The 24742-nt window shown below is 60.8% G+C and carries 23 protein-coding genes; 14 read left to right on the top strand and 9 right to left on the bottom strand.

Annotated elements, in window-relative coordinates; translation table 11 throughout:
• Positions 1-13 precede the first annotated feature (13 nt).
• From AAIL67_RS11390 to AAIL67_RS11365, 6 genes are all read left to right on the top strand, one after another.
• Entirely contained in the window at positions 14-862 is an 849-nt protein-coding gene (locus tag AAIL67_RS11390) for a TauD/TfdA family dioxygenase (RefSeq protein ID WP_063663677.1), read from the top strand.
• Between the two features lie 195 nt (positions 863-1057).
• Entirely contained in the window at positions 1058-2116 is a 1059-nt protein-coding gene (locus tag AAIL67_RS11385; RefSeq protein ID WP_063663679.1) for a 3-keto-5-aminohexanoate cleavage protein, read from the top strand.
• A gap of 17 nt (positions 2117-2133) precedes the next feature.
• A complete protein-coding gene (locus AAIL67_RS11380) occupies positions 2134-3102 on the top strand; it encodes a tripartite tricarboxylate transporter substrate binding protein (protein WP_063663681.1) in 969 nt (322 codons plus the stop codon).
• Between the two features lie 98 nt (positions 3103-3200).
• Complete coding sequence (locus AAIL67_RS11375) at positions 3201-4172, top strand: quinone oxidoreductase (RefSeq protein WP_003068616.1); 972 nt, start codon at positions 3201-3203, stop codon at positions 4170-4172.
• A gap of 250 nt (positions 4173-4422) precedes the next feature.
• Positions 4423-5628, top strand: coding sequence for a porin (locus tag AAIL67_RS11370; RefSeq protein WP_063663683.1), 1206 nt, complete (start codon positions 4423-4425; stop codon positions 5626-5628).
• A gap of 183 nt (positions 5629-5811) precedes the next feature.
• Positions 5812-6066: an acyl-CoA-binding protein gene (locus tag AAIL67_RS11365; RefSeq protein WP_003050754.1), complete on the top strand. Its 255-nt coding sequence runs from the start codon at positions 5812-5814 to the stop codon at positions 6064-6066.
• A gap of 186 nt (positions 6067-6252) precedes the next feature.
• Here the strand turns inward: AAIL67_RS11365 and AAIL67_RS11360 are convergent, their stop codons facing one another.
• On the bottom strand, positions 6253-7251 hold the full coding sequence (locus AAIL67_RS11360) for a 2OG-Fe(II) oxygenase family protein (RefSeq protein ID WP_063663685.1): 999 nt from the start codon (positions 7249-7251) through the stop codon (positions 6253-6255).
• Positions 7252-7724: 473 nt separating this feature from the next.
• Between AAIL67_RS11360 and AAIL67_RS11355 the strand changes: the two genes are divergently transcribed.
• The 5 genes from AAIL67_RS11355 to AAIL67_RS11335 are packed head-to-tail and all read left to right on the top strand — an operon-like array spanning position 7725 to position 12022.
• Positions 7725-8741 carry an ABC transporter substrate-binding protein gene (locus tag AAIL67_RS11355; protein WP_063663687.1) on the top strand — a complete coding sequence of 339 codons (1017 nt, stop codon included), beginning with the start codon at positions 7725-7727 and terminating at the stop codon, positions 8739-8741.
• Between the two features lie 13 nt (positions 8742-8754).
• Positions 8755-9255, top strand: a complete 501-nt coding sequence (locus AAIL67_RS11350; protein WP_063663689.1) for a nucleoside deaminase — start codon at positions 8755-8757, stop codon at positions 9253-9255.
• 53 nt (positions 9256-9308) lie between these two features.
• Positions 9309-10337: an ABC transporter substrate-binding protein gene (locus AAIL67_RS11345; RefSeq protein ID WP_034404431.1), complete on the top strand. Its 1029-nt coding sequence runs from the start codon at positions 9309-9311 to the stop codon at positions 10335-10337.
• A gap of 57 nt (positions 10338-10394) precedes the next feature.
• Entirely contained in the window at positions 10395-11243 is an 849-nt protein-coding gene (locus AAIL67_RS11340; protein ID WP_063663691.1) for an ABC transporter ATP-binding protein, read from the top strand.
• Between the two features lie 8 nt (positions 11244-11251).
• A complete protein-coding gene (locus AAIL67_RS11335) occupies positions 11252-12022 on the top strand; it encodes an ABC transporter permease (protein ID WP_003068629.1) in 771 nt (256 codons plus the stop codon).
• A gap of 76 nt (positions 12023-12098) precedes the next feature.
• On the opposite strand, the gene AAIL67_RS11330 is transcribed toward AAIL67_RS11335, so the two are convergent.
• Together AAIL67_RS11330 and AAIL67_RS11325 are read right to left on the bottom strand one after the other, a co-directional pair.
• Positions 12099-13784 (bottom strand): phosphoethanolamine--lipid A transferase, encoded by a 1686-nt coding sequence (locus AAIL67_RS11330; RefSeq protein ID WP_231905889.1) that lies wholly within the window; start codon positions 13782-13784, stop codon positions 12099-12101.
• A 115-nt stretch (positions 13785-13899) separates the two neighbouring features.
• Positions 13900-15081 carry an aminopeptidase gene (locus AAIL67_RS11325; RefSeq protein ID WP_063663693.1) on the bottom strand — a complete coding sequence of 394 codons (1182 nt, stop codon included), beginning with the start codon at positions 15079-15081 and terminating at the stop codon, positions 13900-13902.
• A 42-nt stretch (positions 15082-15123) separates the two neighbouring features.
• Here AAIL67_RS11325 and AAIL67_RS11320 point away from each other — a divergent pair, with 42 nt between their 5' ends.
• From AAIL67_RS11320 to AAIL67_RS11310, 3 genes are all read left to right on the top strand, one after another.
• Complete coding sequence (locus tag AAIL67_RS11320; protein ID WP_034354821.1) at positions 15124-15741, top strand: hypothetical protein; 618 nt, start codon at positions 15124-15126, stop codon at positions 15739-15741.
• Between the two features lie 74 nt (positions 15742-15815).
• On the top strand, positions 15816-17087 hold the full coding sequence (locus tag AAIL67_RS11315; RefSeq protein ID WP_082877364.1) for a cyclopropane-fatty-acyl-phospholipid synthase family protein: 1272 nt from the start codon (positions 15816-15818) through the stop codon (positions 17085-17087).
• Between the two features lie 12 nt (positions 17088-17099).
• Positions 17100-17420, top strand: coding sequence for a DUF1840 domain-containing protein (locus AAIL67_RS11310; protein ID WP_034354819.1), 321 nt, complete (start codon positions 17100-17102; stop codon positions 17418-17420).
• 75 nt (positions 17421-17495) lie between these two features.
• On the opposite strand, the gene AAIL67_RS11305 is transcribed toward AAIL67_RS11310, so the two are convergent.
• The 6 genes from AAIL67_RS11305 to AAIL67_RS11280 form a co-directional block, all read right to left on the bottom strand.
• Complete coding sequence (locus AAIL67_RS11305) at positions 17496-18485, bottom strand: tripartite tricarboxylate transporter substrate-binding protein (RefSeq protein ID WP_034377274.1); 990 nt, start codon at positions 18483-18485, stop codon at positions 17496-17498.
• Between the two features lie 274 nt (positions 18486-18759).
• Positions 18760-20007 carry an AMP-binding protein gene (locus AAIL67_RS11300; protein ID WP_034377273.1) on the bottom strand — a complete coding sequence of 416 codons (1248 nt, stop codon included), beginning with the start codon at positions 20005-20007 and terminating at the stop codon, positions 18760-18762.
• Between the two features lie 159 nt (positions 20008-20166).
• A complete protein-coding gene (locus AAIL67_RS11295) occupies positions 20167-21006 on the bottom strand; it encodes an ABC transporter ATP-binding protein (protein WP_034354808.1) in 840 nt (279 codons plus the stop codon).
• A gap of 199 nt (positions 21007-21205) precedes the next feature.
• Positions 21206-22522, bottom strand: coding sequence for an ABC transporter substrate-binding protein (locus AAIL67_RS11290; protein WP_034354805.1), 1317 nt, complete (start codon positions 22520-22522; stop codon positions 21206-21208).
• Positions 22523-22720: 198 nt separating this feature from the next.
• Positions 22721-23785, bottom strand: coding sequence for a branched-chain amino acid ABC transporter permease (locus AAIL67_RS11285; RefSeq protein WP_003068654.1), 1065 nt, complete (start codon positions 23783-23785; stop codon positions 22721-22723).
• Positions 23786-23802: 17 nt separating this feature from the next.
• A complete protein-coding gene (locus tag AAIL67_RS11280; RefSeq protein ID WP_034377271.1) occupies positions 23803-24732 on the bottom strand; it encodes a branched-chain amino acid ABC transporter permease in 930 nt (309 codons plus the stop codon).
• Positions 24733-24742 lie beyond the last annotated feature (10 nt).

Here is a 24742-nt window from a genome sequence, read left to right as displayed (position 1 = left end):
GTAGGAGACAGTGATGCAGATAAACCCTCTGACCTGTGCCATAGGCGCGGAGTTGGTCGATGTGCAACTGGCGGATGCGCTGCGCGATGATGGGCTTTTCGCAGAGATCAAGACGGCCTTGCTCAAGCACAAGGTGCTGTTCTTGCGCCGCCAGAGTATCAGTCGCGCCGAGCATGTCGGTTTTGCCCGGCGTTTTGGCGAGCTGGAGGACCATCCGGTGGTCGGCAGCGACCCCGAGCATCCCGGCCTGGTGCAGATCTACAAGACGCCGGACAAGCCTGTGGATCGCTATGAGAACTCCTGGCATTGCGATGCCACCTGGCGCGAGATACCTCCCATGGGTTGTGTGCTGCGCTGCGTCGAATGCCCGCCAGTCGGCGGCGACACCATGTGGGCCAATATGGCGCTGGCCTACGAGAGGCTGCCGGAGCAGGTCAAGGCAGTGATAGATCCTCTGCGTGCCCGGCACAGCATCGAGTGCACTTTTGGCGCTGCGATGCCTATCGAGAAACGCCTGGCGCTCAAGGCCCAGTACCCGGATGCAGAGCATCCGGTGGTACGCACCCACCCCGAAACGGGCGAAAAAGTGCTATTCGTCAGCGGTTTCGCTACGCATTTCACCAACTTCCACACGCCCGCCAATGTTCGTGTGGGACAGGACTTCACCCAGGGCGCATCCAGCCTGCTGCAGTACTTGATCAACCAGGCCGCGATTCCTGAATACCAGGTGCGCTGGCGCTGGGAGCCAGACAGCGTGGCGATCTGGGACAACCGCGCAACCCAGCACTACGCGGTGATGGACTACCCGCCCTGCCATCGAAAGATGGAGCGAGCCGGGATCATCGGTACGCCCACGTATTGAACAGGTCCCGGGCCACGCAGCCCGAGACGCAGAGCAAGCAACATCGGATGGGCCGCGCGGCGGCTCGGGGTACGGTGCATTCTTTTTAGGACTTACGCAAACAAGAATGCACCAGCGGCATTCCCATAGGGCAACGTCTTGCCTGAGCCTGATTTGCGTAAGTCGTACTTTTTTCATAACAACGGAGACAACAGCATGAACTTTCTCGACGGCCATCTCTTTCCCGAAAACCAGCAGCCACTGATCATCACCGCTGCTCCTTATGCACCTTCCTGGCTGCCTGGAGACTTCCCTGGCGAAATTGCGGTGACGATGGAAGAGCAGATCCAGAAAGCGGTGGACTGCTACAACGCCGGCGCCCAGGTGCTGCACCTGCATGTGCGCGAGCTCGACGGCCGCGGCAGCAAGCGCTTGTCCAAGTTCAACGAGTTGATCGCCGGTGTGCGTGCCCGCGTCCCGGACATGATCATCCAGGTGGGCGGGTCGATCAGCTTTGCACCCGAAACCGATGGTGCGGCCGCCAAATGGCTGTCTGACGATACCCGTCACATGCTGGCCGAGCTGGACCCCAAACCCGATCAGGTGACGGTGACCATCAACACCTCGCAGATGAATGTGCTTGAGCAATTCGACATTCGCGACATCAAGGGCACGTCCATGGAAGACCCGGCCGTGTTCAATGCATACAAGGAGATGACGGTGCCGGCACAGCCAGGCTGGGCCGAGGAGCATATTCGCCGCCTGTCCGAGGCCGGCATCCAAAGTGCTTTCCAGTGCTACAACATCAATAGCTTTGAATCGGTGGAACGCCTGATCCGCCGCGGCATCTACAAGGGGCCGCTGGTGATGAATTGGGTGGCGATTGGTGGCGGCATGGATGCTCCCAATATCTATAGCCTGGCTCACTTTGTGCGCGCCGTGCCTGATGGTGCAGTGCTGACGGTGGAAAGCTCGGTGCTGAACGTGCTGCCCATCAATGCCATGGGCATCGCCATGGGCCTGCATGTGCGCTGCGGCACCGAAGACAATCTGTGGAACCAGACCCGTACCGAAAAAATGGGCACCGTGGCGCAGATCGAGCAGCTAGTGCGCTTGGCCAAGGAGTTCAGCCGTCCCATCGCCACGCCCCAGCAGGCGCGTGAGATCTGCAAGATTGGCGTGTTCTACGACAGTGTGGAGGAAACGCTGGAGAAGAACGGCTTTGCTCCCAACCGTAATGGCGGCCAGCAGGGCTACCTGCGCAAGATTGCCTGACTTCGAAGGAGCGCACCATGCGACGCAGTTTCGTTCTCTTATCGATGGCCCTGGCGGCCACTTTGCCGGCAGGCAGTGCTCTGGCCTTCACTGACAAGCCTGTCAAGCTGATTGTTCCTGCGCCCCCGGGGGGCACGATTGATGTGTTTGCGCGCATCATCAGCGATCAACTGGCCAATGAGCTCAAGCAGCCGGTGATTGTGGAAAACCGTCCCGGCGCTGGTGGTGCCATGGCGGTCAAGTACATGCTTTCCCAGCCTGCGGATGGCAACACCTTGCTGGTGACGGTGACCAATATCCTGACCGAGGTGCCGCATGTGCTCAAAGGCGGCTTTGATGCCATGAAGGACGTGAAGCCGGTCTCGCAGATGGCGCGCTCCGTCATGGTGTTCATTGCCTCGCCGCAGTTCCCGGCCAAGGATGCCAAGGAGGCTCTTGCCTATATCAAGGCCCATCCGGGTCAGCTGTCCTTTGCTTCCTATAGCCAGGGAACCGCCTCCCAGTATGCGGGCGTGATCCTGAATCAGAAGGCGGGGCTGGACATGCAGCATGTGCCGTTTCCAGGCTCGGCACCGGCACTGGCACAAATCATGGGCAATCAGATTCCGCTGATGTTCGACGGCTCCGTGACCACCAAGCCGCTGGTTCCCAGCGGCAAGGTCAAGCTGCTGGCCGTTGCTTACAAGAGCCGCTTGTCCGATTTTCCCAATGTGCCGACGATGGCCGAGGTCGGTTATCCGGAGCTTGATTTCAGCAACTGGGCCGGTGTGTTTGCTTCGGCAAAGACGCCGCAGCCGTTGCTGGAGAAGATCAATGCCACGCTGCAAAAGGTCAACGCCAGCCAGGCGGTGCAGGCACGTTATGCGGCCACAGGCTTTGAGCCGATTCGCCAGGAGCGCACTCTGGAGCAACTGTCTACCGATCTGCAGGCCGAATACCAGCGCAATGGCGAGATCGTCAGGAATTTCGGCATCAAGCTGAACTGAATCGGCTCGTCAATCGGTCCGGGCATGTCTGCGACTGAGGATGCCCGGACTTTTGCTTTGCAGCGCTTGCTGCACCTCAATAGATACAGGAGCATTTCATGACTCAGGCCATTCGCTTTTACGAGACTGGCGGTCCAGAAGTCCTGCGACTGGAAAACGTTGCCGTGGGAGACCCCGGCCCAGGCCAGGCGCGCGTGCGGCACAGCTATATCGCGCTCAACTTCATCGATGTGTACTTCCGCTCCGGGCGTTATCCGCTGGCCTTGCCCAACGGGCTGGGCTCGGATGCCGTCGGTGTGGTCGAGGCCGTCGGAACGGGTGTGACGGATATCCGGGTGGGTGACCGCGTTGGCTATCTGATCGGTCCGCAAGGCGCTTATGCACAGGCGCGTGTGATGCCTGCAGAAGTGCTGATTCCGTTGCCCGACGGAATTTCAGACCGTACGGCAGCCACACTCATGATGAAAGGCATGACGGCCCAGTATCTGTTCCGTCAGGTCTATCCGCTGCAGGGCGGTGAAACCATTCTCTATCACGCAGCTGCCGGAGGCGTAGGCCTGATTGCCTGTCAGTGGGCCCGCGCCATGGGGGTCAACATGATTGGTACGGTCAGCACGGATGAGAAGGCCGAACTGGCCAGGGCGAACGGATGCGCGCACACCATTGTGACTTCGCGTGAAAACATCGTCGAGCGAGTGAAGGAAATCACGGCAGGCAAGGGCGTTCCCGTGGTTTACGACTCGGTAGGCAAGGACACACTGATGGACTCGCTCGATTGCCTGCAGCCACGTGGCTCGCTGGTCAGCAACGGAACCTCTTCCGGCTCCGTGGTGGTGGACTCATCGCTGCTGGCCGCCAAAGGCTCGATCTGGATGACCCGGCCGGCCATGATGCATTACATCCAGCCCCGCTCACATATGCTGGAGATGGCTGCAGAGCTGTTCGAGCACGTGCTGGCGGGGCGCATCGTGAGCGAGCCGCAGCAGGAGTTTGCCTTGGCCGAGGCAGCACAAGCCCATCGCGCATTGGAAGCGCGCAAGACTGTGGGGGCCACGGTACTCGTGCCATGAGCTGCTGGGCGCAAATATTGGGCGGGTAACGCCATTGCGAAAATCCGTGCCGGTGCCTTTTCCAAGGCGCCGGCTTTTTTCTGTCTGACATTGGCCATGCGGCAGGGCGACATTCCTAGGGATTTCACCTTGGGAGCATGGCACCAAATAAGCAATGAATGGCATCAACTGCACAAGAGCTGCAGCCTTCCTTTTCTAGAGTGATTTCGCGGATCAAGACCGCGAACTCATAACGAAAAGGAGACACGACATGCCACGTATTTCACGCTATATCTGGAGTCTATTTGCATTGTCCGCCAGCAGCCTGGCCAGCGCTCAGTCATCTGTGACGCTGTTCGGTGTCATGGATGCGGGCGTCAGCCGCTACATGGTGCGCAGCAATTCCTGGGATGGCTCCGGCCGCACGGCCAGCCAAGGTATCTGGGCGCTGTCACCCTCGGGTAATCTGGCCAGCCGTCTGGGTGTTCGTGCCGTTGAAGATCTGGGGGCCGGAATGTCTGCCAGCATGTGGCTGGAAGCGCCTGTGACCAACGACACGGGTGGCGGTGCGCTGAACTTTGGGCGACGCTCCACCGTCAGCCTGGCGGGCAATTGGGGCGAGCTGCGCCTTGGGCGTGATCACACGCCGTCGTTTCTGAATGACTGGGCCTTTGATCCCTATTCCGTCAACGGCGTGGGCGTCAATTTGCTGGCGGTGGTCAGCAGCAACCTGGCCATCAACCGTGCGCTGAGTACGCAGACCAGCGGCACGCTGCCCGAGCGCTTGCTGGGAAACGGTTTGTCGGCAGGCACGGACAATTATCTGCGCGCCAACAACTCCATCGGCTACCACCTGCCTACAGGGCTGGGCGGAATTTATGGTCAGCTGATGTATGCTTTCCCGGAAAATGATGCCAGGCGCGGCCGCTATGCCGGTGGGCGCATTGGCTGGGCCAGCGGCCCCACCGATATTGCGCTGGGCTATGGCGAAAGCATGCTGGGCACTTTCAACGGCCGCAAGGAAACCATCAAGTCCCTGAACCTGGGAGGTTCGTACAACTTCGGTCCGGTCCGTGTGTTGGGCGAGTGGTCGCAGGTGCGCAATGCGCGCAGCGATGTGCGGGCCACAGACCGCTATGACGGGTTTCTGGCTGGTGTGCAAATCCCTGTCGGACTGCATCAGCTCAGGGCGTCGGTGGCCAGGGTGCAATTCAAAAATGGGCAGGGAACCGGCGACGCATCGGTGAACAAGCTGGCCTTGGGTTATGTGCATAACCTCTCCAAACGCACGGCGCTCTACACCACGGTGTCACGTATCAGCGTGAGCAATGGACACAACAATCCTGCGGTGATGGGTGTGACGCCCCTGGCCGTGAGCAGCCCGGTCATCATGCCGCAGCCGGCCTACAGCAACAGCCCCGGCATGCAGCCACGCAGCGCGCTGGGCTTTGATCTGGGTCTGCGCATGATGTTCTGAAGGCTGTCCGTTGTTGCCGCCGCAAGGCGAATCACGAAGAGACGGATTGAAGGGCTGGCGTGCCCCAAAGGGCTGCTCGCATGCAGGCGTCGCAGTACTTTGTGAAATAAAAAGAACGATCGTTCTAATTTGGTGGATTTTTGGCTACACTGGCCTCGATTATTAAAGTCCAGGAGACCTTTCATGTCCGATCTGAACGCCCGGTTTGAAGAGACCGTCAAGAATTCCACCTCGCTCGGCGAGCGTCCTGACAACGCCACCTTGCTCAAGATCTATGCCTTGTACAAGCAGGCGACCGAGGGTGACAACGAAGCCAAGAAGCCCAGCTTCACCGACATGGTGGCCCGCGCCAAGTGGGATGCCTGGGCCAAGCTGGAAGGCACGACGCCCGATGAGGCCAAGCAGCAGTACATCGATCTCATCGAGTCGCTGCGCTGATCCGCTCCAGCGCTGATTGCCGACAAGGCCCCGGTTTCCGGGGCCTTGTCGTTTCAGTGCAGACCAGATCACACTGCACCAAAGACGGAGGGCTGGAACCTGGCGCACCCCAAGCCAGGGACACCGAGGAAGGGCCGCCCCGAGGGTGTCGTCCCCTTGGGGGAAGCGGCAGGGCTGCTCAGGGGGTCAGTACCTGTTCGAGAAATTGGCGCTGATGCGCTGACGCAAATATTCCGCCCCTGTGATGGGCGGATATTTTTTGGCCGGCCCTTCTATCACCGCATCCTCATTGGCCTGGCAGAAGAAGGCCAGGCTATAGCGGGCCCCCTGGTACTCATGGGGAAGAGGGTTGCGCACGCGGTGGAAGTTGCTGGGCAACTGGTCGTCGCTCCAGCGCATCAGCATGTCGCCGATATTGCAGGTGATGACGCCATCCACAGGCTGCACGGGTGTCCATTGCTGGGCATCGGCCTCCTTGCCGGGCAGCACCTGCAGACCGCCTTGACCGGCGCGCTGGAACAACAGCGTCAGGCAGTCGAAGTCCGTATGTGCGCCTGCACGCCACAGGCCGATTTCGTCCTTGAGTGCCGGGTCCACGGCAAAGTAGTGCAGCATGCGCAGCGTGCTCTGGTAGCTGGGCACGGCGGGGTCATGTGCACGCGTGAAAAATTCCTCGTCAAAGCCCAGCTTGTAGGCAAAGCAGGACAGCAACTGCATGCCCACCTGCCAGCATTGATGCTCAAAGGCCAGCGTGGCCTGTTTGAAGCCGGGCAGTTCCTGCTCGCTGGGCCACAGGCCCTGCATGCGTGGGCGTGTGACCTGATAGGACTCTTTCTGGTCCGGGGTGCGCGTGGAAGGGCGAATCTGCGCCTTGTGCTCCCAGCCTGCGTTGCGCGATAGCGGCCATTGCGCCTTGGTTTCGGGAGGCAAGCCAAATAGCTGTTCGGCCCTGCCGAATGCAGCGTCGATATCGGCCTGGGCAATGCCGTGGCCGGAAACCTGGAAGAAGCCGATTTCCACCGAGGCGCTCCAGATCTGCTCGGCAATCTCCTGCTTGCGCTGCTCGAAGTCGCTGATGTCTATGACGCGAACTTCGCGCGCCGAAGTTTCTGCACCTTGCCCGCCCATGCGGGCTTCCTTGTCCAGTTCGCCAAGGCTGTAAGAGTGGCTGGTCATGGTCTGCATATGAATCTCTCTTGCGATGACTTCAGACACCGGCGTTGCCAGTGAGGCTCGGGGTTGCAGGCATCTGAAGTGTGGATACCAGGCGCGGCTGCTTGCCGCACCCACTTCAAGAGCAATGACCCGCGAAGCTGCTGACCGGGTGCGGTCAGAGCACCGTGCTGAACGCTTCTACTCTTGATTTGAGTGCAGCAAACGGCATGCCAGCCATCTACCAGGGCGCTGGCACTCTTGGTTTTGGTGCATGGCTTCAATCTGGTGCATTGCCGTGCATGAATCCATGCATCCATCTCTTTTGCATGCACTTTGTTGATGCCTGGCAAGGCGCAACCCAAAGCAGGCACGCCAATTGCTAGATGGTTGAACGAGTAGAAGCGTTCAGCCTGCATTCGCGTGCAGTGCCCGGAAATTGCTCAAGTCCTGTCAGCAGCGGCTGCTGCTGGCGTTCCTGTCGCCAGAGACCTGAGAGTTCCACCATGCTACGTCGCCATTTCCTTGCAGCCCTGCCTCTTTGCAGCGCACCCTGGGTCCATGCCCAGGGCAAGTCGCTGACTCCGCTGAAATTCACGCTGGACTTCCGCGTCAACGGCCAGACGGCGCCGTTCTTTCTGGCACAGCAAAACGGCTACTACCGCGATGAAGGGCTGGATGTGAGTCTGGACGTAGGGTCGGGCTCGGTGGCTTCGATTACTCGTATCGCCAGCGGTGCCTACCAGCTCGGACTGGGCGATGTCAGTTCGCTGATCGAGTTCAATGCGCAAAACGCCGGCACACCTCGCGTGCAGGCCGTCTACCAGTACTACAACCGCGCGCCTTTTGTGATCATCGGGCGCAAGGACAGAGGCATCACTTCGGATTTCGCAAGTCTCAAGGGCAAGAAGGTGGCTGCAGCGGCAGTGGAGTCCACGCGCCGTGCCTGGCCCATGGTGGCGCGGCGAAGGAATCTGCCCGCCGATCTGTTTGCCTGGTCGACGACGGAGTTCTCGGCACGCGACAACGTCATGGTGCGTGGCGATGTGGATGCCGCCACCTATTTCCATGATTCGGCGGTTTCGCTCTTTGCGCGCCTCAAGCCCGAGGAACTCTCCATACTGCGCTACAGCGATGCCGGCGTTCATCTGTATGGCAATGCGATCCTGGCGTCCAGCCAGCTGATCGCAGAGAAGCCGCAGGTCGTGGCCGCTTTCCTGCGCGCCACCAACCGTGCGATTGTGGAATGCCTTGCCAACCCCGCTGCAGGCATTGCCGCAGTGCGCCAGCGCGAGCCGATTCTCGATGAGAAGCTGGAGCTGGAGCGCTGGTCCATCACTGCACAGTATGTGGCCGCGGCAGATACGAAAAGCCATGGACTGGGCGACTTCAGCAAGCGTTTGCTGGAGCAGCAGCTGGACAGCGTGGTGCAGACCTTTGCGCTCAAGACCACGCCATCTGCCGATGCACTGTTCAACAGCAGCATGCTGCCCGCCAGGTCGGCGCGCATGCTCAAGGCCTGAGGAGGAAGCCACCATGCCCCTGCCTCAAGTCCAGACCTTGAATGACAGCGATGGTCGCTATTTGCGCGAAGCCATTGCGCTCGCGGATGTGGCGCGCGAGCGCGGCAACCGTCCGTTTGGCGCGCTGATCGTGGCTGCAGATGGGCGCGTGCTGGCCGAGGCCAGCAATGCCAACGGCGAGAGCGGCGATTGCACGGCCCATGCCGAGTTGTCCGCCATCCGCCTGGCCAGTCCTTTGCATTCACGCGATGAGCTGGCCGTTGCCACGCTGTACTCGTCTGCCGAGCCCTGCGTGATGTGCGCCGGCGCGATCTTCTGGTCCGCCATCGGCCGAGTGGTCTATGGCATCGATGCGGAGCGGCTGCGCGTGTTCCGTGGCGAGCGGCTCGATCAGAAGGATGCCGAGCTGTCCTGCCGCGATGTGTTTCAGGCCGCTTCGCACGCCATCGAATGTATTGGGCCGGCCTTGATCGAAGAGGCCAGCAGTTCGCACCAGGGTGCCTGGAAGGTCTGAGCGCCGACACGAACCCAACAGCAATTCATTGACATAGAGAGAGGGAAGCCACCATGCAAACCAAGCGCCTGTTCCTGCAATCCGTTCTGGCCCTGGGCAGCTTTGCCAGCGCCACGGCGGCCTTTGCCGCCACGCCCATCAAATTCCAGCTCGACTGGCGTTTCGAAGGACCTGCCGCGCTGTTTCTGCAGCCCGCCGCCAAGGGCTATTTTCAGGCAGCGGGCCTGAATGTGACGGTTGATGCCGGCAGCGGCTCGGGCGGCGCAATTCAGCGCGTGGCATCGGGCTCTTACGACATGGGCTTTGCCGATCTGGCCGCACTCATGGAGTTTCATGCCAACAACCCCGATGTCAAAGACAAGCCCGTGGCCGTGATGATGGTCTACAACAACACGCCAGCCTCGGTCATGGCGCTCAAGAAGAGCGCCATCGCCAAGCCGGCGGACCTGACGGGCAAGAAGCTGGGAGCGCCGGTCTTTGATGCCGGCCGGCGCGGCTTCCCGCTGTTTGCCAAGGCCAACAAGGTCGGAGATGTGCAATGGACCACCATGGATCCGCCGCTGCGCGAGACCATGCTGGTGCGCGGCGATGTCGATGCCATCACGGGCTTTACCTTTACTTCGCTGCTGAACCTGGAGGCGCGTGGCGTGAAGGCGGCCGATGTGGCGGTCATGCCGTTTGCCGACAACGGTGTCAAGCTCTATGGCAACGCCATCATCGCCAGTGCCAAGCTGGTGCGCGAGAACCCCGAAGCCGTGCGCGCCTTCCTCAAGGCCTTCAGCAAGGGCGCCAAGGAAGTCATGGCCAATCCCGGTAGTGCCATCGCCTATGTGAAGGAGCGCGACGGCATCGTCAACACTGCTCTGGAAATCCGCCGCCTGCAACTGGCGATCGACACGGTGATCAACACCGCCGATGCGCGCGGCGAGGGCTTTGGCCAGGTCAGCCCGACACGCATGGCGCTGATGGCTTCCCAGATCTCGGACGTCTATGCGACCAAGACGCGCGTGAACCCCGAGACGCTCTGGAACGGCCGCTTTCTGCCGCCAGTCGCGGATCTCGACGTCTTTCCCAAAAAGTAATTGCTCATTGATTGATAGCTGTATGCGCTTGTGTGACAGGAGCTGCAGCCTGTTTTTATGAAATCATCAGATACAGAAGCTGCCCGGCCCTTCGTCGAATTCAAGGACGTCTGGCTGGCCTATAACGAAGAGCTGCTGCAGGCCAACCACTTTGCGGTGGAGGCCATCGACCTCACGGTGCAGCGCGGCGAGTTCATCGCCATCGTCGGTCCTTCGGGCTGCGGCAAGTCCACTTTCATGAAGCTCACCACGGGCCTGAAGATGCCCTCCATGGGCCGTATCACGGTCGATGGCCAGCGCGTGACAGGGCCGCTCAAGATCTCGGGCATGGCCTTCCAGTCCTCCTCACTGCTGCCCTGGCGCACCACGCTGGACAATGTGCTGCTGCCGCTGGAGATCGTGGAGCCGCACCGTTCGCAGTTCAAGCAAAAGCGCAAGGAATACGAAGCACGTGCCATCGAACTGCTGGGCAAGGTGGGCCTGTCGGGTTATGAGCGCAAATTTCCCTGGCAGCTGTCCGGCGGCATGCAGCAGCGCGCCAGCATCTGCCGCGCCCTGATTCACGAGCCGCAGATGCTGCTGCTAGACGAGCCCTTTGGTGCGCTCGATGCCTTCACCCGCGAGGAGCTGTGGTGCATCTTGCGCGACCTGCAGGCCGAACAGAAGTTCAATGTGATTTTGGTCACGCATGATCTGCGCGAGAGCGTGTTCCTGGCCGATACCGTCTATGTGATGAGCAAAAGCCCGGGCCGCTTCGTGGTGCGCCGCGACATCGACCTGCCGCGCCCGCGTGATCTGGAGGTCACTTACACCCCCGAGTTCTCGGACATTGTCTACGAGCTGCGCGGCCATATTGGCGCCCTGCGCAAGAGCGGCACCGACATCGCTGCCACCATTCCTCAATAAGGCGCATCATGAAACATCAAAAAACCGCCGAGCGCTGGGCTCCCTGGCTGCTGTTGCTGCTGATCGTCCTGCTCTGGCAGATCATCTGCTCGGGCTTAGGCGTCTCGGAGTTCATCTTCCCCAGCCCCTGGGCCATAGGCCATCAGCTCTATGAGTTTGCGGGCACGATTGCCATGCATGCCTGGCGCACCTACTGGGTGACGATGGCAGGCTTTGCCCTGGCGATCGTGGTGGGTGTGCTGCTGGGCTTTCTGATCGGCTCCTCGCGCCTGGCCTATGCGGCCTTCTATCCGCTGATGACGGCTTTCAATGCCTTGCCCAAGGCAGCGTTCGTGCCGATTCTGGTGGTCTGGTTCGGCATCGGCGCGGGCCCGGCCATTCTCACGGCCTTTCTGATCAGCTTCTTCCCCATCATGGTCAATATCGCCACGGGTCTGGCCACGCTGGAGCCCGAACTGGAGGATGTGTTGCGCGTGCTGGGGGCCAAGCGCTGGGACGTGCTGATCAAGGTCGGCCTGCCGCGTTCCCTGCCGTATTTCTATGGCTCGCTCAAGGTCGCGATCACGCTGGCCTTCGTCGGCACCACGGTCAGCGAGATGACGGCTGCCAACGAGGGTATCGGCTATCTGCTGGTCTCCGCCGGATCTTCCATGCAGATGGGTCTGGCCTTTGCGGGGCTGATCGTGGTGGGGGCCATGGCCATGGTGATGTATGAGCTGTTCAACCTGCTGGAAAAGCACACCACGGGCTGGGCGCGTCGCGGCTCCCAGGGCGAGTGATACGCAGCTGCTGAAAGCGGAAAAGCCTGCCGGATCGTGCATCCGGCAGGCTTTTTTTGTGCTGCGCAGTCAATGCCTAGCTGGCCGTGCGGCAGCTGGCAAATGCATCCAGAGGCTGCTTGTAGGTTGGAGAAGTGACATCCATCAATCCCATCACCGTATGGAACAGGTTGTCATGCGAGAGCGGCTGATCCAGCGTCTTGCTCAGACAGGCCTGATTCAGGCCGGTGCGAGCACCTAGCGTTCCCAGCCAGGCAATCATGGGCACATGTTTTTGATCATCGGGCGCCATGGCGTAAGGCATGCCGTGCAGATAGACACCGAGCTCGCCCAGCGATTCGCCATGGTCGGACATGTAGAACATGCCGGTTTCAAACTGGTTTTGCTGGGCCTTGAGCCAGTCTATGGTCTGGGCCAGGAAGTGGTCGGTATAGCGAATGGAGTTGTCGTAGACATTGACCACGCTTTGCTGAGAACAGCTGGACAGCTCATTGGTCGCGCACTCGGGCTTGAAAGCCTTGAGGTCTGCAGTGGAGCGTTTGAAGTAATCGGGGCCGTGACTGCCCATCTGGTGCATGACCAGTACCAGGCCCTTGGCGCGGCGTGCGGGATCCAGCTTGGCGATGCGCTCGTCCAGGCCGCTGAGCAGCAGAGCGTCCAGGCATTCGCCATCCTGGGCGCACAGGGCCTTGCCGGTCGGCGTATTCACGCTGTCGGCGGTATCGGCCATGGGGATACGCTTGCACACGCCTTTGCAGCCTGCCTGGTTGTCCACCCAAAGTACGGCCAGGCCGGCGGCCTGCAGAACGTCGAGCAGGTTGTCATGCTCGACCTTGGAGGCGTAAAAGCCTTCGCGGCCCAGGTTGGAGAACATGCAGGGCACCGATTCGCGGGTGCTGGTGCCGCAGGAGTGGGCATTGCGCCAGCTCAGCACATCGCGCTTGGCCAGCTCGGGGTTGGTATCGCGCTCATAGCCGTTGAGGCTGAAGTTCTTTGAGCGTGCCGTCTCGCCCACCACCAGCACCAGCAGCGGCGGTTTCTGGGCTGCGGCATAGCTGGCACCCAGAGCTGCGCCACCCGTGATGCTGTCAAAGGGCCTGGGCTTGTTGAGTAGAGGATCCAGGGCCACCGAGGCGGAGGACAACACGGGGTTGATGGGGTTGATCATGTAGCGCAGCCAAAGATTGTTGCGCACCACGGGGGCCAGATCGCGGTAGGAAACGGCCAGCGATGCGGCTATCAGGGCAATGCCGCCCAGTAGCAGCCAGGCGGTGCGCAGCATATTGCGCCAGGCGCTGTTGGCGCGTTTGAGCGGCGTTTTCCAAAGCCAGATGGCGGGCAGTATGGCGATGATCAACACCTCGGCCAGCAGCTTGATGTTGAACAAGTCCGAGCTTTCGCGTGCATCGGTCTGCAGGATGTTGTGAATCATGCCCTTGTCCATCACGGTGCCGTAGCTGACCATGAAGTACTGGGAGCTGGCCGCCACCAGCAGCAGTGCAACCCAGAACGGCTTGGTAAAGCGCGGCCAGGCAAACAAAGAGGTCAGCAGAAGGCTGGCGCCCAGCACCAGCGGCATAACCCGCAGGGCCAGCAGGGCCAGACTGCCGTGATAGCCATCCAGGGAAGGCAGGCGCAGCCACAGGGCCCAGTTGGCTGTCAGCGTCAGCCAGATGGCCAGGGCCAGAGCGATGAACTGAGGCGTGCGAGGTTGAAAAAGCCCCTTGAAAAATGGGGCAGAAGCGGAGTCTTGGGTAGCCACGGCAGACGGCAAAAAATAGGTATCGGAGAAGTCTGGCGGGACTTTCTTAAAAACCGCTGAAGCCTCCTATGTGGCGAACCCTTGTAAAAAATTGTTTTATGTCAATTTGAAGTATTTATTGGCACTGAATCGCTGTTTTGGCAGCTTCTCCCCATTGGGTGCATAGCCGCAACTTGCGCTCTCCAGCGGACAAGGCTGCCAGCTCGCGCATCTGCGCATAGAAGCTGCGCCAGGTCTCGGGAGTGGCCGGGCCTTCGCCGCGCAGTTGCAGCCACCAGCGAGTCATGGCAGGCACCCAGTCGTCATAGGCGGCCAGGGCGCCGAAACTGGCGTTATTGGACTGGGCCACCCATTCGTCGGTCTGGGTCAGGCGCCGGTAATATTGCTCGCGCAGGGCGAGGCTGCTCAGCAGGGGCTCGTCAGTGGCAATCCATTGCGCTCTGAGCTGCGCATAAGTGGCGCGGAATTCGTCAAATACTTTGCTTTTGATGGCTTCCAGCGCTTTGGCATCAAGGGCTTCAGTATTTTTCTGTTCATAAATCTGTTGCAGGCGCTGACGGGTCTCGCGCGTCAGCTGCTGCCATAGCTCGCGTCGCTGCAGGCTCTGCTGCCAGCGCTGCTGCGTGGCGGCGCTGGCATGGCTGTGCAGCCACAAGGGTGTGGCCATGCGCTCCACCGTGGTGGCAAAGGATTCGTTGAAGGCCGTGTCGTTCTTCACATACAGCAGCTGGTGGGCCAGTTCGTGGAACAGCAGGCCGGCAAAGTCGCCCTCCTGCCAGGAGGTGAAGGTGCTGAGCAAGGGGTCGCCGCCCAGCCAGTTCAGATAGCCCAGCGTGGAGTAGGCAGGCACGCCATAGACGCTGGTTTCCAACCCCTGGGACTGAAGCGTCAGTGCCTGCGCCTGTGCGTCGCTCTTGCTGAAGTAGCCTCGGTAGGCAATGCAGCCGGTGACGGGAAAGCACCATTGGTGCATCTCCAGGCTGTAGGCCGGGGCTGCCACCACGTTCCAGACCGCAAACGGACGCTGCAGCTGGGCGTAGCGGGTGTAGCTGGCGTTGTCGGGCAGAGCCAGCTCCCGGCTGGCGAAGCGGCGCATCTGTTGCGCGGTCTGCAGGCGCTGACGCAGTGCTGCGGAGGTACTGTCTTCTGCAAGCCAGTCATCAATAGGCCGTGCGGCCTGAAGAATCTGCATCTGTCCCTTGAAACCTTGCCAGTAATAGCCGGCGCTGCTGCAGCCCGTCAGGCCTGCAATTGCGGCACTAATTCCCAGCAAAGCCCTCAGGCTGACTACACTCATCCTTTTTCTCATTGCGCTTGTCCGCCTGTCTGGTTTCACTTCATGGATTTTCTAACGCTCGCCATCATTGTCACCACCGTGCTCTACGTGCTCAAGAAGCAGGAGCAGCGTCAGCACACCCAGCTTCTGGCCCAGCATCTGGCACGCTTTCAGATCGAGAAGCTCATGGCCAATCTGATGGAGGGATATCTGCGTGTCATCGGCGAGAAGGATGCGCAGAGGCGTGAACAGATCTGGCCCGTGCTGGCCAATACTGAGAGCAGCCTGGTGAGCCAGTTTCAGCGTTTCGCGGATGAATTCGCCACCTTGCCGGCCGAGCAGACGCGTGCCAGCACCCTGCCGCTGGCGCTGCCCTATATGACCAGGGTTCTGCCTTCGGCCACCATGGATGTGCGCGAGACCATGAAGCTTCATGCCCAGGCGCTGGCGGCTGCCCGTGTGGGGGATGCGGCCGACGAGGAAGAGCGCAAGCGCCGAGCCTTCACCATGACGGCCGAGCTGATGCTGATGCAACACACCTGCCACTGGTTCTGCCGCAGCCGCACCGTTGCTTCCATGCGCTTGCTGGCGCGTCACAAGACGGCTTATGAACAAGTGCTGCAGGCTGTGGCCCCCGCCACCCTCAAGGCCTACGACAGGCTGGTGAAAGCCAGCAACTGATCCTCTGCCAGACCTGGAGGCAGTTTTAGGCAGGGATGTTTTCCGTCTTGACCCTGCCATAGTCGATGTGAACAATGGTTTTCATGAAAAACCTGTTGAGCACATTGGAGCCGCTGCTAGCAAGACTTCCTGTGACTGCATCGATACAGCTTCCCTCGGGCGAGCGTATCGGGCCTGAACACAGCGCGGTTCAACTCATTTTTCGCTCTCCCAAGGCTGTTGCGGCGCTGCTGGACGGCCAGATCGGCTCGATTGGTTCGGCCATCGTCGAAGGCTGGGTGGAGGTCAAGGGCAGCTCCCGCGACATCATGGCGGCAGCGGCCGGGCTGCTGCGCGGTGATCCGGTCAGTCATACGCCCTCCTGGCTGGGGCAGACGGTCTCCAAGGCCAGGTCGCTGGCCATGCACACGCTGACTCGCGATGCGGAGCAGATTCAGTTTCATTACGATCTCTCCGACGACTTCTACGCGCTGTGGCTGGACCCGCGCCGCGTCTATTCCTGCGCTTACTACAAAGAGCAAGGCATGAGCCTGGCGCAGGCGCAGGAGGCCAAGCTCGATCACATCTGCAGAAAGCTCAAGCTCCAGCCCGGAGAGCGCTTCTGGGACATAGGCTCTGGCTGGGGCGGACTGGTCTTCTGGGCAGCCGAGCATTACGGCGTGCAGGCCCATGGCATCACACTGTCGCGCAACCAGTTCGATCATGTGCAGCGTCTGATTGCCGAGAAGGGCCTCCAGGGCAAGGTTCATGTCGAGCTACGCGACTACCGGCAAATGGTTGATGTGGAGCCATTCGACAAGATCGGCTCGGTCGGCATGTTCGAGCATGTGGGCAGCGCCAATCTGCAGGAATACTTCGAAACCATTTATTCCATGCTCAGGCCCGGCGGACTGGCCCTGGTCCATGGCATCACGGCGGGCGGTGTCAGCAATGTGGAGCTGGGGGCCGGCATGGGCGAGTTCATCAATCGCTACATCTTTCCCGGTGGAGAGCTCATGCATGTCAGCCGCGTGCTGCATGATCTGGCGGCCAGCGGACTGGAAATGGTGGATACCGAGAACTTGCGCCCGCACTACGCGCGCACGCTTTGGGCCTGGTCGGATGGGTTGGAGGCCAGGCTGGGCGAAGCTCAAATCATTTTGCAAGCCCAGTACGACGAGGAAAAGGCCGCTAAGGCTTTGCGTGCCTATCGTCTTTATCTGGCGGGCTCGGCCATGGGCTTCGAGCATGGCTGGATTGCGTTGCATCAGATGCTGTGTAGCAAACCCGATGGCGATCTGCGCAGCGGTGCGATGGCGGGTGCGCAGAGCGGCTATCCTTTCAACCGCGAATACATCTACCGTTGAAGGAGTCGCTTCATGCCCTACAAATTCAAATCGCGTGCCACGGCAGACCTCATCATGCTGGACGCCAACGGCCGCAAGCTGCTGGAAATCATCGGCAAGTCTCCCGATGAGGTGCATGGCATCATCACCGTGGAGCAGATTCCGGCCGCCATCATCGCGCTGGAGGCTGCTGCCGCCGAAGATGCGGCCAGACGTGCGCAGCCGCAAGACGAAGCGCAGGAGGAGGATGCCGTGCCTGCAAATCAGGACGGCGTGGCCCTGGGCCAGCGCATCGTGCCTTTTGTAGACATGCTCAGGCGCAGCGCCGCCGATGGCAAGGAAGTGACCTGGTAAGCGGCCTTCTTCGGTCGCCCCATGCAAAAAAGCCTGCAGATGCAGGCTTTTTTGCGTTGAACGGATTGTGCGTTCTCAGTCGGCGTAGATGCCGGCGGCCTTGATGACCTTGCCCCACTTGGCGATTTCGGCTTCCACAAACTTCTTGTGACCCGCAGGGTTGGTACGGTCGTCGCTGGCAATCACGGCCCCCAAGGCTTCCTGGCGCTTGATGAACTCGGGGTCCTTGAGCGAAGCCTTCATGGCTTCGTTGATCTTTTGCACCACATCGGCAGGCGTGCCCTTGGGGGCGTACAGACCGTGCCAGATGGTCACGTTGAAGTCCTTCAGGCCCAGGGACTGCAGCGTGGGCAGGTCCTTGAGTGCAGGCGTGGTCAGAGGCTTGGCAGTGGTCACGGCATAGGCCTGAACCTTCTTGGCGGCAATCTGCGAAGTGGTATTGGTGGTCTGGTCGCACAGCAGATCCACCTGGTTGCCCATCAGATCGGCAATCGCAGGAGCTGCACCCTTGTAGGGCACGGGCGTCATGTCCTGCTGCAGCGAGGCCTGGAACATCAGGCCGCACAGGTGCGAGGCCGAGCCCACGCCGGCGTTGGCCAGATTCACCTTGCCCTGGTTTTTGCTGACCCAGTCCTTGACTTCGGCGAAGTTCTTGGCGGGCAGGGTGGGGCGGCCGATCAGCGTCATGGGCACATCGTTGATGATGCCGGCGTACTCGAAGTCGTTGAGCACGTTGAAGGACAGCTTGCGGTACAGCGTCGGGATGGTGGACATGCCGATATGCGTCAGCAGCAGCGTGTAGCCGTCATTGCGTGCACGTGCGGCCTTGGCCGTGCCAATCGTGCTGCCGGCACCGTCTGCGTTGTCGATGACGATGGTGGCGTTGTTCAGCTGCTTGCGCATGGATTCGGCCAGGTCGCGAGCCACCTTGTCGGTGGGGCCGCCTGCCGTGAAAGGCACGATGATCGTGATCGTCTTGCCAGCGGCTGGGTAGCTGTCGGCATGGCTGCTGATGGCTGCGGTAGCGGCCAGAGCGATGGTGGCGATCTTGAAAATAGTTTTCACAGTGTCTCCCTAAAAATAATGTGCAAGCAGACCAGGACGGTTGACTTGTCGTGACGTAAAGCCGGATTCTAGGTAGCGCTAATCTGTGGGGTTTTTGTTATTTTCTAAGTGTTATCCCTTGATGGAGCGGGCGATCACATTGCATTTGCGTTAAAGCAAACCGATTGCCTGTCGCGTATTGGCGACACATGTGCAGGGGCTTGGCCAAGCTCAAGTCCCAGTACAAAACCTTTAGGTCGCAGAGCCAGCCGAATGCTGGTAGCTCTTCAGAGCTTCACTGATAGGAGCGCGCATCCTCGATCACCTTGCCGTCATTGGGCAGGCTTCCGGGAGACACCATCTGCACTTCGCCGCGCAGCTTGGTGACTTCGCGCAAGGCGTCGATCACCTGCAGGGCAAAGCCCGGTGCGGTTTCCGTGGTTTCAACCAGCAACTGCATCTGGTCGTTGGCCATCTCACCCGTCACTACCAGCCTGGCCCTGACGATCTGCGGAAAGCGCTTGACGACCTCGGCCACCTGTTTGGCATGCACGAACATTCCGCGCACCTTGGTGGTCTGGTCGGCGCGGCCCATCCAGCCCTTGATGCGGGCATTGGTGCGACCCGTGGGGCAGGTTCCCGCAAGATAGGCCGAGAGGTCACCCGTGCCAAAGCGGATCAGCGGATAGTCGGGGTTGAGCGTGGTGATGACCAGCTCGCCCACCTCGCCCTCGGCCACAGGGTCGCCGGTTCCGGGGCGCACGATCTCCACGATCACGCCCTCGTCCAGCACCAGACCTTCACGGGCGCTGGTCTCATAGGCAATCAGGCCCAGATCGGCCGTGCCATAGCTCTGGTAGGCGTCTATGCCATGATCGCGCATCCATTGGCTGAGCGAGGGGGGGAAGGCTTCGCCGCTGACCATGGCCTTGGTCAGGCTGGGCAGCTTCATTCCCATCTCCTGGGCCTTTTCCACAATGATTTTCAGAAAACTGGGCGTACCCACATAGGCCGCAGGCCGCAGATCGGCCATGGCCTGCACCTGCTGCTCGGTCTGGCCCGTGCCGCCCGCGAACACCGTGCAGCCCAGGGCCTGAGCACCGGTTTCCATCATCGATCCGGCGGGCACGAAGTGATAGCTGAAGCAGTTGTGCACCAGCTCCCCAGACCTGAAGCCCGCGGCGTACATGGAGCGGGCCATGCGCCAGTAGTCGGGGCGGCGGCTTTCGGGCTCGTAGATGGGGCCGGGGCTGGAAAACAGCCTGGGCATGTCGTGGCCAAGGCCAATGGCATTGAAGCCGCCAAAAATCTGCTGCGGACGCTGTGCAGCCTGGCGCTCCAGCAGCTCGCTCTTGCGCGTCACAGGCAAGGTGGCCAGCGCTGCGCGACTGGTGATACGGGACGCATCCACACCTTTGAGAATTTCGGCAAAAGCGCTGGAGCGCTGCTGTGCATGGGCAATCTGCAGCGGCAGGCTGGCCATGCAGTCGGCTTCGCGCTGTTCGGGGCTGCGGGTTTCCAGGGCATCGTAGAAATCACTCATGGCAAATCCTGTAGAGAAAATCTGCAAGCAAAACTGAAGTCAATGGGCGCAAGCTAAAAACTGGCGCGCACCAAGCCAGAGACAGCGAGCAAGCGCCGCCGCGCAGCGAGGCTGTCGTCCCCTTCGGGGGGAGGCGCGAAGCGTCTCAGGGGGCAGTCATCAAGCCAACCAGCGTTTTCTGCGTTTGTAGCTCTTCACATCCTTGAAGCTCTTGCGTTCGCCGCCGCCCACGCCCAGATAGAACTCCTTGACGTCCTCGTTGCTGGCTAGATCCTTGGCGGAGCCGTCCATGACGATGCGCCCGCTTTCCATGATGTAGCCGTAGTCGGCGTATTTGAGCGCCATGTTGGTGTTCTGTTCGGCCAGCAGGAAGGTGACTTTTTCCTTGCTGTTGAGGTCTTTGACGATGTGAAAGACCTCGTCCACGATCTGCGGTGCCAGGCCCATGGAGGGCTCGTCTAGCAACACCATACGCGGGTTGCTCATCAGCGCACGGCCGATGGCGCACATCTGCTGCTCGCCGCCCGAGGTGTAGGCCGCCTGGCTGGTGCGCCGGGTCTTGAGGCGCGGGAAGTAGTTGTAGACCTTCTCGAGATTGGCTGCAATCTCGCCCTTGTCCGTGCGTGTGTAGCTGCCGGTGAGCAGGTTTTCTTCGATCGTCAGGTGGGCGAAGCAGTGGCGTCCTTCCATGACCTGGACCACTCCGCGCTTGACAAGTTCGGCGGGCGAGAGGTTGGCGATCTGCTCGCCTTCCAGTGTGATGCCGCCTTTGGTGACTTCGCCGCGCTCGCCTTTGAGCAGATTGGAGATGGCGCGCAGCGTGGTGGTCTTGCCCGCGCCATTGCCGCCCAGCAGGGCCACGATGCTCTGGTGGGGGACTTGTAGCGAGACGCCCTTGAGAACCAGGATCACATGGTTGTAGATGACCTCGATGCCATTGACTTCCACCAGCGGTGCGGTCTGGGTGGAAGTGGAAACTGTGTGCGCGATATCGGTCATGCGGTCACCTGATAACTCAAAATAGATAGCTGTCTGCACTTTATGGATAAGCGCTTGAGGCTGATTTTTATAAATCCGGTTGCGACGAGGCGAGCCTTGGTCAGAGACATCAAGCAAGGACCGGGGCTGGCCGCGCCGCAGCGAGGATGTCGTCCCCCTCAGGCGCCAGGCGCCAGTGAGGGGGAAGGCGCGACGCGCCTCAGGGGGTGCAGGTTCTTACCTTGACGTTCTTTTCCTTGGCGTACTTTTCCGCGAATTCCTTGTAGAGCGGATCGACCATGGACTTGTCGGCCTGGTACCAGTCGGAAGTCACCTTGAACTTGGCGCCGTCCCAGGTGGCAATACGGGCCCAGTCGGCGCCCAGATGGTTGTCGCAGCTGGTCTTGAAGGGGCGGATGATCTTGCCGAAGCCCAGCTCGTTCAGGCGTTCCTGAGTCATGTTCAGGTTCTCCAGGCCCCAGCGCACCTGCTCGGGTGTCATGACCTTGCCTTTGCCGAACTTTTCCTGAGCGGTGCGGATGGCCTCGACCTGCAGCATGGAGATCACAATGCCGCGAGTATGTGCCAGCTGGCCCAGTTCCTTGGCGTCCTTGGCCGTGCCCTGACCCTTGTCGTAGAGCATGGACTTGATGTCGCCATGCACCTTGTCGCTCTCGGCAGTGTTGTGGATGGTCACCGTGTTGTAGCCCTTGGCGCCGGCACCGATGTCCTTGACGTCATGGTCGGAGCCGCCCCACCAGACGGCATACATCTTCTCGCGCGGGTAGCCCGTGGCCTGCGCCTCACGCACGGCCGTAGGAGTCATCACGCCGGCCGACCACAGCAGCACATAGTCGGGGCGGTTCTGGCGAATCTGCAGCCAGGTGGATTTTTGCTCCACGCCGGGGGCAGTCACGGGCAGCTTGATCAGCTCAAAGCCATCCTTGGCGGCGCGCTTTTCCAGCAGCGGAATCGGCTCCTTGCCATAAGGCGAGTCGTGATAGACCAGTGCGATCTTCTTGCCCTTGAGGTTGCCTTTTTCCTTCTTCAGAATGTCCTGCACGATGGAGTCGGCGGCTGTCCAGTAGTTGCCCAGCAGCGGGAAGTTCCACTCGAAGACCTTGCCGTCCACGGACTGGGACAGACCATAGCCCGGAGTGACCACCGGCACCTTGTCACCGGGAGCCTTGTCGGTCACGGCAAAGGTGATGCCGGTGGACTGGGTGTCAAAGCCCGAGGCGCCGCCGTCCTTGTTCTTGAGGCGCTCGTAGCATTCCACACCCTTGGCCGTGTCATAGGCGGTTTCGCATTCCTCGAATTTGATCTTCACACCGTTGACGCCACCCTTGGCATTGACCAGCTTGAGGTAATCCTGCTTGCCGTCCGCCCATGGAATACCCAGGGGCGCGAACTGGCCCGTGCGATACACCAGCAGAGGCACGAACTGCTCCTGGGCCTGAGCCGCAGGCGAGGCCATCAAGGCTCCCATGCCTGCAGCAACAGCAGCGGCAGCAATCGCAACTTTCTTGAACATCATCGACTGTCTCCTTGGGTTGTATGGGACGCTGTCCCGGTTGCAGGCACTCTGCGGTGTCTTGTAAATAAATCAGCTATCTCTCAATCAAGCACTCAGCAATTCAGGGGCACCGAGCAAGAGCCGCCTCGCGGCAGGGCCACCCCGGCGAAGGTGCCGTCCCCCTTGGGAGAAGCCGCGTCAGCGGCACAAGGGGAGTCATCAATGCGGAAACGGCCAGACGCGCAGCTTCTGACGGGCCGTGGCCCAGAGCTTGGCCAATCCGTGGGGTTCCACAATCAGGAAGAACACGATGAGCGCACCAAAAATCATGTGCTCGAGATAGGTCGCCGTGGCTGTGGACAGCGGCAGGCCCAGCCAGTGGGGCACCTGGTTGAGCAGCAGCGGCAGCAGCACGAAGAAGGCGGCGCCGAAGATGCTGCCCACGACCGAGCCCAGGCCGCCGATGATGATCATGAACAGCAGCTGCAGAGAGCGGTCCAGGCTGAAGGCTGCGGGTTCCCAGGCGCCCAGGTGGACAAAGCCCCAGAGCGCACCGGCCACGCCGACGATGAAGCTGCTCACGGCAAAGGCCGACAGCTTGGCGTAGGTGGGGCGGATGCCGATCACGGCAGCCGCCACGTCCATGTCGCGCATGGCCATCCATTCACGACCTACCGAGCTGCGCACCAGATTCTTGGCGGCCAGTCCGAGCAGACAAAGAATCGCCAGGCAGAGCAGGTATTTCTCCATGGGCGTGTCGATGGCCCAGCCCAGAATGGCCAGTGGCTTGGCGCTGACGGAGCCGGATGAGGAGTTGTTCGTCACCCAGGCCGCGCGGGTCGCCAGCCAGTCCACAAAGAACTGGGCGGCCAGCGTGGCCACGGCCAGATACAGGCCGCGAATGCGCAGGCTGGGCAGACCGAACACCACGCCGAACGCCATGGCCACCACGCCACCGCCCAGAAGTGCCACCAGCAAAGGCATGCCTTCAATGCGGGCCTGCAGGTTGTAGGCCGCATAGGCACCCACGGCCATGAAGGCGGCCGTGCCCAGCGAAATCTGGCCGCAGTAGCCGACGAGGATATTGAGTCCCAGCGCCGCCAGCGACATGATGACGAAAGGAATCAGAATCGCCTGAAAGGTGTAGTCGCTGGCAATGAAGGGAATGGCCAGGAAGGCAAAGGCCAGCACCAGCAGGATGACCCAGCGGTCCTGCGCGACGCCGAAGATCTGCTGGTCTGCCGCGTAGCTGGTCTTGAACTGGCCGTTTTCACGATAAAACATATTCTTGTTCTCCCTGTTCAGACGCGGTCAATGATCTTGTCGCCGAACAGACCTTGGGGTCGTACCAGCAGGAAGCAAAGGGCCAGACCATAGGCAAACCAGGTCTCGATGCCGCCGCCCACCATGGGGCCGATGTAGACCTCGGAGAGCTTCTCTCCCACGCCGATGATCAGGCCGCCGATGATGGCGCCGGGCAGTGATGTCAGGCCGCCCAGAATCACCACGGGCAGGGCCTTCAGGGCCACCAGCGACAGCGAGTACTGAACGCCCAGCTTGCTGCCCCAGATGATGCCGACGACCAGAGCCACGCCGCCGGCCACCGACCAGACGATGACCCAGATGCGCGACAGCGGAATGCCGATGGACTGGGCGGCCTGGTGGTCGTCGGCCACGGCACGCAGCGCGCGTCCGGTTTTGGTCTTCTGAAAGAAAAGGCTCAGGCAGATCACCAGGATGGCTGCGATGCAGGCCGCATACAGGTCTTCCAGGCTGATCATCACGCCGCCCTGAAACAGGCTGTCCATGATGAAGACAGGATCCTTGGGCATGCCCACGTCAATCTTGTAGACCTCGCTGCCAAAGACCATGGGGCCGAGGCCATCGAGCAAATAGGCAATGCCCAGCGTGGCCATCAGCAAGGTGATGGGCTCCTGATTGACCAGATGGCGCAGGGCCAGACGTTCGATCACCCAGGCCACGCCCACCATCAGCGCCAGGGTGACGGCGATGGCCAGCAGGTTGCCGATCAGCCCCGGCTCCAGGCCCAGCCAGCCGGGAATCCATTGCGAAAAACGCGCCATGGCCAGGGCTGAAAACAGCACCATGGCGCCTTGCGCAAAGTTGAAGACGCCGGAGGCCTTGAAGATCAGCACGAAGCCGATGGCGATCAGTGCATACAGCGTGCCCACCATGAGGCCGCCGAACAATGTCTCTAAGAAAAATCCCATGACTGCTCCT

The organism is Comamonas sp. A7-5, assembly GCF_039581385.1.
Taxonomy (GTDB): Bacteria; Pseudomonadota; Gammaproteobacteria; order Burkholderiales; family Burkholderiaceae_C; genus Comamonas; species Comamonas thiooxydans.
Note: the sequence above shows the minus strand (reverse complement) of the source record. Positions and strands in the feature narration are given on the sequence as shown.